This window comes from Rhodovulum viride (assembly GCF_003265965.1).
Lineage (GTDB): Bacteria > Pseudomonadota > Alphaproteobacteria > Rhodobacterales > Rhodobacteraceae > Rhodovulum > Rhodovulum kholense.
This window is the reverse complement of sequence record NZ_MUAV01000004.1, coordinates 1-13,249: the sequence shown is the minus strand read 5'-3', so window position 1 is coordinate 13,249 and position 13,249 is coordinate 1. Positions and strand designations below refer to the sequence as shown.

At 69.4% G+C, this 13,249-nt stretch carries 13 protein-coding genes and 1 tRNA gene; 8 read left to right on the top strand and 6 right to left on the bottom strand.

Going from position 1 to position 13,249, the window contains the following annotated elements:
• Window positions 1-14: 14 nt before the first annotated feature.
• Complete coding sequence (locus BYZ73_RS04105) at window positions 15-842, top strand: protein-disulfide reductase DsbD domain-containing protein (protein ID WP_112315003.1); 828 nt, start codon at window positions 15-17, stop codon at window positions 840-842.
• 13 nt (window positions 843-855) lie between these two features.
• Here BYZ73_RS04105 and BYZ73_RS04100 read toward each other — a convergent pair whose 3' ends face one another.
• The 5 genes from BYZ73_RS04100 to BYZ73_RS04080 all read right to left on the bottom strand — a co-directional run bounded on the left by BYZ73_RS04100 (window position 856) and on the right by BYZ73_RS04080 (window position 7,778).
• Window positions 856-4,239 carry an efflux RND transporter permease subunit gene (locus BYZ73_RS04100; RefSeq protein WP_112315002.1) on the bottom strand — a complete coding sequence of 1,128 codons (3,384 nt, stop codon included), beginning with the start codon at window positions 4,237-4,239 and terminating at the stop codon, window positions 856-858.
• A 4-nt stretch (window positions 4,240-4,243) separates the two neighbouring features.
• Window positions 4,244-5,707 (bottom strand): efflux RND transporter periplasmic adaptor subunit, encoded by a 1,464-nt coding sequence (locus tag BYZ73_RS04095; protein WP_112315001.1) that lies wholly within the window; start codon window positions 5,705-5,707, stop codon window positions 4,244-4,246.
• 108 nt (window positions 5,708-5,815) lie between these two features.
• A complete protein-coding gene (gene moaB, locus BYZ73_RS04090) occupies window positions 5,816-6,370 on the bottom strand; it encodes a molybdenum cofactor biosynthesis protein B (protein WP_112315000.1) in 555 nt (184 codons plus the stop codon).
• Window positions 6,371-6,372: 2 nt separating this feature from the next.
• Window positions 6,373-7,002 carry a LysE family translocator gene (locus BYZ73_RS04085; RefSeq protein WP_112314999.1) on the bottom strand — a complete coding sequence of 210 codons (630 nt, stop codon included), beginning with the start codon at window positions 7,000-7,002 and terminating at the stop codon, window positions 6,373-6,375.
• Window positions 6,999-7,778: a uracil-DNA glycosylase gene (locus tag BYZ73_RS04080; RefSeq protein WP_112314998.1), complete on the bottom strand. Its 780-nt coding sequence runs from the start codon at window positions 7,776-7,778 to the stop codon at window positions 6,999-7,001. Before BYZ73_RS04080 ends, BYZ73_RS04085 begins: the two co-directional genes overlap by 4 nt.
• Before the next feature lie 98 nt (window positions 7,779-7,876).
• Here BYZ73_RS04080 and BYZ73_RS04075 point away from each other — a divergent pair, with 98 nt between their 5' ends.
• From BYZ73_RS04075 to plsY, 4 genes are read left to right on the top strand one after another with little or no spacing between them, the layout of a single operon-like run.
• Window positions 7,877-8,836, top strand: coding sequence for an aspartate carbamoyltransferase catalytic subunit (locus BYZ73_RS04075; RefSeq protein WP_112314997.1), 960 nt, complete (start codon window positions 7,877-7,879; stop codon window positions 8,834-8,836).
• Complete coding sequence (locus BYZ73_RS04070) at window positions 8,829-9,275, top strand: hypothetical protein (RefSeq protein WP_108025992.1); 447 nt, start codon at window positions 8,829-8,831, stop codon at window positions 9,273-9,275. Before BYZ73_RS04075 ends, BYZ73_RS04070 begins: the two co-directional genes overlap by 8 nt.
• Window positions 9,272-10,546 (top strand): dihydroorotase, encoded by a 1,275-nt coding sequence (pyrC, locus tag BYZ73_RS04065; RefSeq protein ID WP_112314996.1) that lies wholly within the window; start codon window positions 9,272-9,274, stop codon window positions 10,544-10,546. The genes BYZ73_RS04070 and pyrC overlap by 4 nt, the downstream gene beginning before the upstream one ends.
• A 4-nt stretch (window positions 10,547-10,550) precedes the next feature.
• Window positions 10,551-11,162 (top strand): glycerol-3-phosphate 1-O-acyltransferase PlsY, encoded by a 612-nt coding sequence (gene plsY, locus BYZ73_RS04060; protein WP_112314995.1) that lies wholly within the window; start codon window positions 10,551-10,553, stop codon window positions 11,160-11,162.
• A gap of 44 nt (window positions 11,163-11,206) precedes the next feature.
• Here plsY and mce read toward each other — a convergent pair whose 3' ends face one another.
• Window positions 11,207-11,611, bottom strand: a complete 405-nt coding sequence (gene mce / locus BYZ73_RS04055; RefSeq protein ID WP_112314994.1) for a methylmalonyl-CoA epimerase — start codon at window positions 11,609-11,611, stop codon at window positions 11,207-11,209.
• 241 nt (window positions 11,612-11,852) lie between these two features.
• Here mce and BYZ73_RS04050 point away from each other — a divergent pair.
• The 3 genes from BYZ73_RS04050 (at window position 11,853) to BYZ73_RS04040 (ending at window position 12,935) form a co-directional block, all read left to right on the top strand.
• Window positions 11,853-11,928: transfer RNA gene (locus tag BYZ73_RS04050), tRNA-Ile, on the top strand.
• Between the two features lie 140 nt (window positions 11,929-12,068).
• Complete coding sequence (locus BYZ73_RS04045; RefSeq protein ID WP_112314993.1) at window positions 12,069-12,371, top strand: hypothetical protein; 303 nt, start codon at window positions 12,069-12,071, stop codon at window positions 12,369-12,371.
• A gap of 360 nt (window positions 12,372-12,731) precedes the next feature.
• Window positions 12,732-12,935: a hypothetical protein gene (locus BYZ73_RS04040; protein WP_146746254.1), complete on the top strand. Its 204-nt coding sequence runs from the start codon at window positions 12,732-12,734 to the stop codon at window positions 12,933-12,935.
• Window positions 12,936-13,249 lie beyond the last annotated feature (314 nt).

Sequence of the window (13,249 nt, the reverse complement as noted above, 5' to 3'; positions counted from 1 at the left end):
CTATCTTGGGCGCCATGGCAAGAAATCTGTTCGTTCCGATCACCGCCGCCCTGATCCTTGCGGCCCAGGCCCTGACCTCCCCCGCCCCGGCAGAGACCGCCCTGCCCCCGGACAGCGTGGTCAGCGGCGAGATCCTGCCCGGCTGGCAGACCGAGCGCGGCACCTACATGGCGGCGCTGCATCTGACCCTCGCGCCGGGCTGGAAGACCTACTGGCGGGCGCCGGGCGATGCGGGCATCCCGCCCCGGTTCGACTGGCAGGGGTCGAAGAATGTCGCGGCGGTGCGGCTGCACTGGCCGCGGCCCACCGTGTTCTCGTCGAACGGGATGCGCACCATCGGCTATGTCGACGATCTGGTCCTGCCGATCGAGCTGACGGCCCGCGAGCCCGGGCGCCCGATGGAGATCCGGGCGCGGATCGACCTGGGGGTCTGTCACGACATCTGCATGCCGATGGAACTGAGGCTGGACGAACGGCTTCCGGGCGAAAGCCGCGCCGCGCCGATCCGGGCCGCGCTGGAGGCCCAGCCGCTGGATGCGCGCGCGGCCCGGGTCGGGCGGGTGGCCTGCGAGGTCGAGCCGATCTCGGACGGGCTGCGGCTGACCGCGCGGATCGAGGTGCCGCCGCTGGGCGGCGAGGAAACCGCGGTGTTCGAACTGCCCGACCCCTCGATCTGGGTCGCCGAGACCGACATGGACCGCGAGGGCGGGATGCTGGTCGCGCGCTCGGACATCGTGCCCGCGGACGGGACGCCCTTCGCGCTCGACCGCTCGTCGGTGCGGATCACCCTTCTGGGCCAGGACCGCGCGGTCGATATTCAGGGCTGCGGCGGAGCGCGCTAGGCGCCCGGCCATCTCAGGACTTGCGGCCCTCGGCCAACGCGACGGCGATGGCCAGCGCCAGGATCAAAGCGCTTCCGCAGAGGAACAGAAGAAACGCCGCAAGCGGCGCCGGAAGGCCCGCCAGCGGCGGCAGCAGCGCCAGCCAGATCCCCGGCACCCCGCCCCCCAGCAGTTCGGGCAGAAGCGTCGCCGCGAATATCCCCGCCATCCCGAACGCGGCCAGCGCCGGGACCGGCGTCGCCCGGCGTCTGCGCCCGCGCAGCGCGCGGCGCAGCGCCCGCAGCGACAGCCCGACATCCTGCCCGATCGCCAGCAGCGACGGCACCACCAGAAGCACCAGCCCGACCCCGAAACCGAGCCCATAGACCAGCGTGATCACCGTCGGCTTGAGGAACTGCGCCTGCTGCGAGGTCTCGAACAGCAGCGGCGCGAGCCCCAGAACGGTGGTCAGGGTCGTCAGCAGCACCGGCCGCAGCCGGTCGGCGGTCGCATCGACGATGGCGGGCACCAGCCCGCGCCGGTCGGCATATTCGTCGACCGTACTGACCAGAACGATGGAATCGTTGATGATGATGCCGGTCATGCCGATCAGCCCGACCACGGTGAACATCGACAACGGCACGTCCCATTGCGCATGGCCCCAGATCGCGCCGACCAGCCCGAAGGGGATGATCGCCATCACCACGACCGGCCGGGTCCAGCTGGAGAAGATCCAGGCGAGCACCAGATAGATCCCGACCAGGCACAGCCCGAAGCCCAGCCGCGCATCGGCAAGAAAGTCCTTTTCCTGTTCCGACAGCCCGCCCAGCCGCCAGGACACGCCCAGATCGCGCTCGATCCCCGGCAGGATCGTCCCTTTCAGCTCGGCCGAGATCTCGGCGGCACGCGCCGGGTCGTCCTCGGACAGATCGCCGGTGACCGTGACCACCCGCAGCCCGTTTTCGCGCCGGACCGAGGAAAAGCCGGTGCGGCGCTCGACCGTGACCAGATCGGCCAGCGGCAGATAGACGCCCTCGGGGCTGCGCACCTGCATCCGGTCGAGAAAATCGGCGGTCAGTTCGGCCTCGGGCAGCTCGACCCGGATCGTGGCCGAGCGCGGACCCTCGGGATAGGTCGCGGCCTCGATCCCGTTGATGCGGTGGCGCAGCACCCGGCCCAGATCCTCGATGGTGAAGCCCAGCGCCGCGCCCTGGGCGGTCAGCTCCAGCACCGCCTCCTGCTTGTCATAGGCCAGGCTGTCCTCCAGCGCCGAGACCTCGCCAAAGCGCGCAAGCTCGGTCTTCAGCCGCTCGGCCGCGGCTTTCAGCACCCGCGCCTCGGCGCCGAAGAACTGGACATCAAGCGCATCGCCCCCCGGCCCGGCCCGCCAGCTGCGAAAGCTGAGGCTTTCCACCTTGGGATGGGGGCGCACCTCGTCCTGCAGCGCGCGCACGAAATCGAAGGAGGAATAGGGCCGGGCATCGGCGTCGATCAGCTCGAGCGAGATCGCCCCCAGAAGGTCCGCATCCTTGATCTCGGCCCCGGCCAGCCCGCGCCCGGCATTGCCGCCCATCTCGGCCAGCGCATAGGTCACGGGGTTGATGCCATGTTCCGCCGCATAGCGGGCGCCGACCGCCTCGGCCGCGCGCTGCAGCTCGGCCATCATCGCGGCGGTATCGGCCCGGTCCGCGCCGGAAAGCATCATGAAATTGCCGGTGACCGACCGCTCTTCGGGGGCGTTGAAGAAGCGCCAGGGCACGTCGCCCCGGATCACCGCCGCCACCTGCAGCGCCAGCAGCAGCAGACAGCCCGCCATCACCGGATAGCGGCCCCGGATCACCAGCCGCATCAGGCGCCGGAACGGGCCTTCGCGGAACCGCCGGAAGCCCCGGTTGAACTGGCGCGACGGCCAGTCGTACCAATGCTCTTTCGCCGAATGCGCCAGCGCATGGACCATGTGATTGGGCAGGATCAGGAAGCATTCCAGCAGCGAGGCGGTCAGCACCGCGATCACGGTGAAGGGAATGTCGGCGATCATGTGCCCCATGCGGCCGCCGATCACCACCAGCGCATAGAAGGCGACGATGGTGGTCAGCGTCGCCGAAAAGACCGGCGCGGCCATCCGGCGGGCGGCATTCTCGGCGGCCAGAACCGGCGGCTCGCCCAGATGGCGGGCGCGGAAATCGGCATGTTCGCCCACCACGATGGCATCGTCGACAACGATCCCGAGGGTGATGATCAGCGCGAAAAGCGAGATCATGTTGATGGTCAGCCCGGCCGCGAACATCAGCGCGGCGGTGGCCAGCATCGCGACCGGAATGCCCGCCGCCACCCAGAAGGCGGTGCGCGCGTTCAGGAAGAGAAACAGCAGCCCCAGCACCAGCCCAAGCCCCATCAGCCCGTTGCCAAGCAGGATGTCGAGCCGTCCCGCGATATAGTCGGCCTGGGTCTGGATCAGATCGATATGCACGCCCGCCGGCAGCGACGGCGTCATCCCGGCCACGACGGCGCGGACCTTGGCCTCCATCTCGATGGCGTCGCCCCGGTCGGACCGGTCGATCCGCAGCGAAATCGCCGGGTCGGGACCGACGAAATAGGCGCGCTCGCGGTCGGCGCCCTCGACCCGGATCACGGCCAGGTCGCCCACGGTCAGCTTGGACCCGTCCGGGTAGGACCGCAGCACGATGGCGGCGATGCTGGCCGCGCTGCGCTTTTCGACCCCGGTCCGGACCCTAGTATTGCCGCCCGAGACATCGCCCGCGGGCGCGGTCTCGGCCTCGGCGGCCAGCACGGCCGCGATCTCGGCCATGGTGATGTCGTGGCGCATCAGCTCGATCGAGGGCACCTCGACCAGCGTTTCGGGCGCGGCGAGGCCGCGGATCGTGGCGCGGGTGACGCCTGCGGCGAACAGCCGGTCGACCAGCTCGTCGGCAAGCCGCCCAAGTTGGCCCACCGCGACCGGGCCGGTGATCACCACGTCGGTCACCCGGTCGCGCCAGGCGCCGCGCGTGACCTCGGGCTCTTCGGCCTCCTCGGGCAGGTCGGTTTCGGCATCGACGGCCGCCTGCACATCGTTGGTGGCGCGGGCCATGTCCCAGCCCGGTTCGAAATCGAGCGTGATGGTGGCCATTCCCTCGATCGATTGCGAGGTGGTCTCTTCCACCCCCTCGACCGCGCGGAGTTCCGGTTCCAGCAGTTGCACGATCCCGGCATCGACCTCTTCGGGTCCCGCGCCCTCCCAGATCACCGAAACCGAGACCGTCTCGACGATCACGTCGGGAAAGAACTGCGCCCGCATCCGCGGCGCGGCAAAAAGCCCGGCTACGATCAAAAGCAGCAGCAGCAGGTTCGCCGCCGTCCGGTGGCGGGTGAAATAGGACAGAAGCCCGCCCGCGGCGCTTGCGACCCGCCCCGGCACCCGCCTAGCCCCCCATCCGGGTTTCGAGCCGTTCGACCAGTTGCGCGGGCACGCGCGGCTGGTCGAGCTGGGCGCGGATCCGGGCGCGCGCCTCTTGGGGCAGGGCCGGGCTGGTCTCGACGAAGGCGATCAGCGCGGCGCGGCGTTCGGGGCTGAGTTCGACCGTCGCCTCCGTCTTGTCCTCCGGTTCGGCGGCGGCGCCGGGACGCAGCGGCAGCACCCTGATCCCCGCCCCCAGAAGCGGCGAACGCTCGGCCACCGCCTTGCGGCCCGCAAGCCCGGGCGCGCGCAGGATCACCCGGTCGCCCTGACGGCGCAGAAGCGTGACCGGCACCGCCTCCAGCCGATCCTCGGCGTCCAGCACCAGAATCTCGTTCGACGCGTCCAGCGCGGTGGCGGGCAGGACCGCGACATCCTCCAGCGCGGGTTCCTCGATCCGGAGCGTCACGAAATCGCCCGGCCGGAAGCCCGGGGCGTCGTCGAGACGGGCATAGACCAGCCGACCCACCTGCCCCTCGGGCACCGCCCCGCTTTCGCGCGACAGCACCCCCCGCGCGGTCAGGTTCGACCCGTAGACATCGAGCGCGACCGTCACCGGCAGCGGCCGCAACGCGCCCCTGTCGTCCAGCAGCCGGCTGAACTCGGCGGTCGAGATCCGCACCCCGGCCTCGAGCGCCGAGACGTCGATCAGGTCGGCCACCCGTTCATTGCCGGCGACCAGCCCGCCCTCGACCAGGCTCACGTCGATCAGCGTGCCGGAAAAGGCCGCGACAAGTTCGGTATCGGCCAGCGCCCGTTCGGCGTCGCACAACGCGATCCGCGCGCGGGCAAGCGACGTGGTCGCGGTTTCAAGCCCGATCTCGGCCTGGGCCAGCGCCTGGCGCCGGGACACCACCGCCTGATCGGCGGCGGCGGCCGTCAGCTCGGCCTCTTCCACCGCGGCATCGGTGCCGACACCGCGCCCGCGCAGGTCCTTCTGGCGCCCCAGCGCCTTTTGCCGCAATTCGGCCTGCAGCTCAGCGGCGGCCAGCTCGTCATGGGCCAGATCGAGACGCCGCCTGGCGTCGCGCAGATCGGCCTCGGACTGGGTCAGGTCGGCCCGCGCCAGATCCCGGGCCGAGGTCGCGTCGGCCGGATCGACCCGCAACAGCACCTCGCCCGCCGCGACCCGCCCGCCCTCCTCGAAGGCGGGATGCAGATAGACCACGCGGCCGCTGGCCTCGGCCCGAAGCTCGAGGCTGCGGCGCGAGCGGATCTCGCCGAAGGCGGTCAGCTCGGGCGTCACGGTCTGCGGGCGAATCGGGGTCACGTTGACGGAAAAGACCCGCTCGGCGGCGGGCGGCGCCTTGGGCCGGTCGGCCCGGCGCGCGTCGATGGCAGACCGCAGCGTCGCCGCCGCATAGGCCAGAAGCCCAAGCGTCAGGGCCAGCAGGAACAGCCCCGTGAGGCTGCGGCGGAGGAAACGCATCGAACCGTCCTTTCCCGTCGCATCGGGTCGCAAGGCCGCCTGTCGCAGTGCCCGGCAGAGACGCCCGGGCGGCCGCGACGGGCCACACATTCATTACGGTGAATATACCTATTTCCGTCGGCGATGTTCGTCGAGTCGCGGAAAGATCTCGACGAAATTGCAGGGCGGGTGGCGATAGTCGAGCTGATGCACCAGAATTTCGTCCCAGGCATCCTTGCAGGCACCGGTGCTGCCCGGCAGCGCGAACAGGTAGGTGCCCTGCGCGACGCCCCCGGTGGCCCGGCTTTGCACCGCCGAGGTGCCGATCTTGCCGAAGGACACGAGGGTGAAGAGCGTCGCAAAGGCCTCGATCTCTTTTTCATAGACATCGCGATGGGCCTCGACGGTGACGTCGCGCCCGGTCAGCCCGGTGCCCCCGGTCGAGATCACCACGTCAATCTCGGGATCGGCGCACCAGGCGCGCAGCTGGTCCGCGATCTCGGCGCGCTCGTCCCTCAGGATCTTGCGGTCGGCCAGGATATGACCCGCCGCCGCGATCCGGTCGGCCAGCGTCTGGCCAGAACGGTCCTCGGCCAGCCCGCGCGTGTCCGACACGGTCAGGACCGCGATCCTGACCGGGACGAACTCTCTGGTCCCGTCGATGCCCCCGTCGATACCTGCCATGCCTACCCCTTTTGCAGAACCGCCAGCCGCACCGCCAGCGCCGTGAAGATCGCCGCCGAAACGACGCCAAGCCCGCGCTCGACCGTGCGCGAGCCGCTCAGGACCTGCCGCGCCCGCCCGGCGAAGACCCCGACCGCGCCGTTGACGATGAAGCCCCCAAGCGACAGCACACCGCCCAGGATCAGGAATTGCGCCAGCACCGCGCCGCGCTCGGCCACCACGAATTGCGGCAGGAAGGCCAGGACGAAGAGGATCACCTTGGGATTGGTGAGGTTCACCGCCAGCGCCTCGCGGAAGGCCCGGCGGGGCGTGACGGCGGGCAGCCCCGGCGCCAGCGCCCCGTGCCGGAGCGCGCCCCAGGCCAGCCAGAGCAGATAGGCGACGCCCGCCCAGCGGATCGCCTCGAACGCGCCCGGGACCGCGGCCACCACCGCGCCGAGCCCGAGCCCGGCCAGCGTCACATGAACGAAACAGCCCAGCGCGATGCCGAGATCGGCCGCCAGCGCCGCGCGCGGGCCGCCGCGCAGCCCCTGCCCCAGACAGAACATCATGTCGGCGCCGGGCGTCAGGTTCAGCGCCAGCGCCGCCGGCACGAAGGCCGCCAGCGTCAGGGGATCGACCGGCCCGATCATCCGCCCCTCAGCCGCGCCTGCAGCATCAGCAGATCGTGCCAGGCATCGCGCTTGGCATGGGGATTGCGCAACAGATAGGCCGGATGGAACATCGGAAGCGCGGGCCGACCCAGCGCCTCGACCCAGTGGCCGCGCAGCCGGGTGATGCCCTTCCGCCCCAGAAGCGCGCCGCAGGAATGGTTGCCCATCAGGACCAGGATGTCGGGATCGGCAAGCGCCACATGGCGTTCGAGGAAGGGCAGCATCATCGCCACCTCCTGCGCCTCGGGGTCGCGATTCTGCGGAGGGCGCCAGGGCAGGACATTGGTGATGTAAAGCGCGCGCTCGGCCGCCGGGTCGGCGCGCCCCAACCCGATATGGAAAAACATCCGGTCGAGAAGCTGCCCGGCGCGGCCAACGAAGGGCTTGCCCTGCAGGTCCTCGTCCCGGCCCGGGGCCTCGCCAATCACCATCACGCGGGCCTTCGGATGGCCATCGGAAAAGACGAGGTTCCGCGCGCCCTTCTTCAGGTCGCACTGCTCGTAGGCGGCCATCGCCGCCGCCAGCCCTTCCAGATCCTGCGCCGCGGCCGCCGCCGCGCGCGCCAGCGCCACCGGATCGACCGCCGCGGGCCGGGCCGCTGGCGCGGCCGCGGCTGCCACGGGCCTGGGCGCCGGGGCGGGCCGGACTTCCTCATAGCGGTTCACCGGGCTCTCGCCGATGGCCTCGGTCGCGCCGAGTTCCACCTGCCAGGCCAGAAGCGCCAGAGCGTCCTGCGGGGTCAATGCGGGTTCCATGGCGCCTAGGCTATGCCGCCGCAGGGGGCTTCGGCAATGCCTCCCTTGCCCGCGCGCCCCCCCGTTTCTATAAGCGGGCCACTCAGGTCGGAGGCCCCATGGAATTTCGCGCGCGTCACCTGCTTGGCATCGAACATCTCAGCCCCTGGGATATTCGCATCATCCTCGATCTGGCCGAAACCTATGTCGACCTCAGCCGCGGCGCGACCAAGCACGCCGATGTGCTGGCGGGGCTGACCCAGATCAACATGTTCTTCGAGGCCTCGACCCGGACCCAGTCGAGCTTCGAGATCGCGGGCAAACGGCTTGGCGCCGATGTGATGAACATGGCGATGCAGGCCAGTTCGATCAAAAAGGGCGAGACCCTGATCGACACCGCCCTGACGCTGAACGCGATGCATCCCGATCTGCTGGTGGTGCGCCATCCGCATTCGGGCGCGGTCGATCTGCTGGCCCAGAAGGTCAATTGCGCGGTACTGAACGCGGGCGACGGGCGGCACGAACACCCGACGCAGGCGCTGCTGGACGGGCTGACGATCCGCCGTGCCAAGGGCCGGCTGCAGCGGCTGACGGTCGCGATCTGCGGCGACATCGCCCATAGCCGGGTGGCGCGCTCGAACATCCTGTTGCTGGGCAAGATGGAAAACCGGGTACGGCTGATCGGGCCGCCGACGCTGATCCCGTCCGGGGCCGCCGAGATGGGGGTCGAGGTCTATGACGACATGAAAGAGGGCCTCGACGGCGCCGATGTCGTGATGATGCTGCGCCTTCAGAAAGAGCGGATGGATGGCGGCTTCATCCCCTCGGAACGCGAATATTACCACCGCTTCGGGCTTGATGCCGAAAAGCTGGCCTATGCGAAGGACGACGCCATCGTGATGCATCCCGGACCGATGAACCGGGGCGTCGAGATCGACGGGACGCTGGCCGACGACATCAACCGGTCGGTCATCCAGGACCAGGTCGAGATGGGCGTCGCGGTCCGGATGGCCTGCATGGATCTGCTGGCGCGGAACCTGCGCGCGGCCCGCGCCGCCGGGGAGGGCACGTATGTTTGATCCGAAGGCCGAGACGCCGCTGGAAGAGGGCGAGACGGTGCGCCTGCGCTTTCAGGGCGACCGTGCCGCCTATGTCAAGGCGCATGTGGTGATCGCGGTCCTGGCCGGGATCGGCGCGACGGGGCTGCTGGCGCTGACCGGCAACCCCTACCCCTGGGCCGGGATCGTGGCCGCGCTGCTGGCCATCGGGCTGCGCGGCGCCTTCCTGATGGGCGACGAGCTGGGCGCAAGCTGGACCCTGACCGACCGCGCCCTTCTGGGTCCGGGCGGGCGGCGCGTGCGGTTGTCGAGCATCGCCAGGGTCCGGGTGATCGGCGCGGCGACCCAGGTGATCACGCTGAGCGGCGACAAGCATCTGATCAAGTTCCTCGCCGATCCGGCCGGGGTGAAGGCCCGGATCGACGCGGCAAGAACCGCCCCCGGAGGGGCCGAGGCATGAGAACCGTCTTTTCCAACGCCCGCCTGATCGACCCCGAGGCGGGCACCGACGCCCCCGGCTGGATGCTGACGGGCGGCGGCACGATCCTCGATCAGGGGCACGACGCACCGCCCGATTGCGACCGGGTGATCGACTGCAAGGGTGCCTGTCTTGCGCCCGGCATCGTCGATATCGGCGTCAAGATCTGCGAGCCGGGCGAGCGCCACAAGGAAAGCTTCCGCAGCGCGGGGCTTGCGGCGGCGGCGGGCGGCGTCACCACCATGGTCACCCGGCCCGATACCCTGCCCGCCATCGACACGCCCGAGGTGCTGGAATTCGTCACACGCCGCGCGCGCGAGGCAAGCCCCGTGCGGATCAAGCCGATGGCCGCCCTGACCAAGGGCCGCGAGGGCCGCGAGATGGTCGAGATCGGCTTTCTGCTGGATGCGGGCGCCGTGGCCTTCACCGATGGCGATCATGTGGTGACCGACACCAAGGTGCTGAGCCGGGCGATGACCTATGCCCGGTCGCTGAGCGCGCTGGTGATGGCGCATCCGCAGGACCCGGGGCTGTCGGGCGGCGCCGCCGCGACCTCGGGCAAGTTCGCCTCGCTGCGCGGGCTGCCCTCGGTGCCGGCGCTCGCCGAACGGATGGGGTTCGACCGCGACATGGGCCTCGTCGAGCTGACCGGCGTGCGCTACCATGCCGACCAGATCACCACCGCCCGCGCCCTGCCCGCGCTGGAGCGCGCCAAGGCCAATGGCCGCGACGTGACCGCGGGCGTCTCGATCCATCACCTGACGCTGAACGAGTTCGACGTCGGCGATTACCGCACCTTCTTCAAGGTCAAGCCGCCGCTTCGGGCCGAGACCGACCGCGTGGCGCTGGTCGAAGCGGTGGCCTCGGGACTGATCGACGTGATCTCGTCGATGCACACGCCGCAGGACGAGGAATCGAAGCGCCTGCCCTATGAAGAGGCCGCCTCGGGCGCGGTCGGGCTGGAAACCATCCTGCCGGCCGCGATGCGGCTGGTGCATGCGGGCGCGATCTCCCTGCCCCAGCTTTGGCGCGCTCTGGCGCTGAACCCGTCGCGGCGGCTTGGCCTCTCGACCGGGCGGCTCGCCAAGGGCGCCCCGGCCGATCTGGTGCTGTTCGATCCCGACGCACCCTTCGTGCTGGACCGCTTCGCGCTGAAATCGAAATCGAAGAACACGCCCTTCGACGGCGCCCGGATGCAGGGCCGTGTGCTGGGCACCTGGGTCGCCGGGACCCGCGTCTACGACGGAGACTGACCCGATGCCGATGCTCGACACTTCCGTTCTTCTGCTGGCGCTGTTCGGGGTTGGCGGCTACCTGCTGGGGGCGGTGCCCTTCGGCCTCGTCATGGCCCGGCTCTTCGGGCTGGGCGATCTGCGCAAGATCGGATCGGGCAATATCGGCGCGACCAACGTGCTGCGGACCGGCAACAAGCTGGCCGCCTTCCTGACGCTGGTGCTGGATGCGGGCAAGGGCGGGATCGCGGTGCTGATCGCGCGGGCGCTGGCGGGCGAGGATGCGGCCCAGATCGCGGGCGGCGCGGCGTTTCTTGGCCACCTCTTCCCGGTCTATCTGGGCTTCAAGGGCGGCAAGGGAGTCGCGACCTTCCTCGGCACGCTGCTGGCGCTGGCCTGGCCGGTCGGGATCGCGGCCTGTGCCACCTGGGCCGCGGTCGCGGCGGCGCTGCGCTATTCCTCGCTCTCGGCGCTGGCCGCGGCGGCGCTCGCGCCGATCTGGGCCATCGTGCTGAACCGCGCCGAAGTCGTTCTGCTGACGGCGGTGCTGGCGGTGCTGATCTTCATCCGCCATCACGCCAACATTCGCCGCCTTCTGGCCGGGACCGAACCGAGGATCGGCCGCAAGACCGGCTGAGGCCCGCGCCCGGGCGCAGGCCTCTCGGTGTCCGGACTTTGGGTTCAGACCTGTTCCAGCTCGATCAGCGTGCCGTTGAAGTCCTTGGGATGCAGGAACAGCACGGGCTTGCCATGGGCGCCGATCTTCGGCTCGCCCGCGCCGAGGACCCGCGCGCCCTGCGCCTTCAGCCGGTCGCGGGCGGCCAGGATATCCTCGACCTCGTAGCAGATATGATGGATCCCGCCCGAGGGGTTCTTGTCGAGGAAGCCCTGGATCGGGCTCGCCTCGCCCAGCGGGTACAGCAACTCGATCTTGGTGTTGGGCAGTTCGATGAAGACCACGGTCACGCCGTGATCGGGCTCGTCCTGCGGCGCGCCGACCTTGGCCCCCAGGGTATCGGCATATTGCGCCGAGGCGGCCTCGAGATCGGGCACGGCGATGGCGACATGATTGAGACGGCCGATCATCCTTTGTCCTCCTGATGATGTGCGGCCGGTTTATCCGCCCTGCTGCAGCGCGGCGCAAGCCCCTGCCGAACCGGCAAGCCCTTGGCGTGGCAGCGCCGCCGCCATGTCCAACAGGGCCGAGTTGCACGCGAAGACGCCTTGGGCGGAGGCAAGGTCCGGCCTCGTTCCGGGGCCGAAGACCTTTAGCGGCACGGTTCTGTCTTGACCCCTCTCGCCGGGATGCTAGGGAAACCACAGGTTCGGGCCTGTAGCTCAATGGTCAGAGCAGGGCGCTCATAACGCCTTGGTTGGGGGTTCGAGTCCCTCCGGGCCTACCACCCAAAGATTAATGCGCTGATTTTAAAAGAAAAATCGCGACTGTGGACCACGATGGAACAGGCGTGGTCCACATTGCCTTTTGAGGACGGAGTTCCCAGCCCAACTGCGGGCGGCGATTCCATCTGCGGAATTCCTCCCCATGGATGACGCCCCCACCCGCACCCGCTGCCACTGGCTGCGCGACGAAGACGGGCTCGAGATCCTGATCCAGATGTGCTGCGGGGCGGCAATAGGCGGCCCAGCCGAATGCACCTGCAATGTGCCGGAGAGCCGGATCGAGGCGGCAGAGCGCGGCCGGGCTGAGGCAGAGGCTCATGTTCTGCGGCTGATGGATGAGCGGGATCGCCGCCTTCACGAGCAGGCCGGAATCTGGGGACGGAACAAGCGCCTGCGCCAACGGATCGAAGAACTGGAAACCCTGCTGGCGGGGACGACCAGCTAACACCGGAGGCCGCAGGAGGGCCGAGATATGAGCAAGATGCCGCCACGCCACCGCCGAGGGGCAGCGAAGTCACTGCGCCGGATTTGCGAGCGCCTTGGGCTGCCGTTCCGAAAGACGCGGGGACAATCGGCGCCGCCCAGGGAAGATCAGATGATGCCGAAATCGAATTGCACCCACGAACACCCAGGCGACTACATTCTTGACGTCTGGATCTGCGGGCAATGCTGGAGGAAAGTCGGAGAAAGACCGCACAGATATGGGCTTGCTGAAGCCCCTCTAGGTCTAGTTCCGGGCGCTGGGCTCCCTTATCGGCAAGACATCGTGTGGCGTGCCCCACTCGCCGAATGCGACGGGGTCAGGATGAAAGACTTTATCATGGAAATGGCGAGACGCTACATGTACAGATGCCGCGGCCTGACAGAACACGAAGCCACCGACCACGCGCTGGATTACGTCCGCAGCCTCGGCGTGCCGTTCGGCCATGAAGAGATCATGGGCGACCCGAGCGCGCTGGCCGATGACGACTTGGACTGTTGGGAGCAGGACGAGACAGCCACCAACTGACGGCTCTATCGCCGCACCTGAGCCGCGATCTTCTCGATAGCCACGAGCTTTGCGTTGGCCCTGAGGCGCCCAGTCCGCTCCGTCCGCTCGGCCAGCGCTGCCGCCAGAAGCTGCCGCTCCGTCACCGGGGCGGCGCCGTCACCTCCGCAGCGCCCGCACCACCCCGATGGCCGCGGCCCCACCGAAATAGAACGTCACGATCCGCAGCTGCAGGTCCAGCAGGTCGGCAGACAGCGCGTCGGTGGCGTCGAGGCCCAGAACCTTGTCCCAGATCAGCAGCTTGGCGTTGTAGAGGATGAACGGCGCCGCCCAGG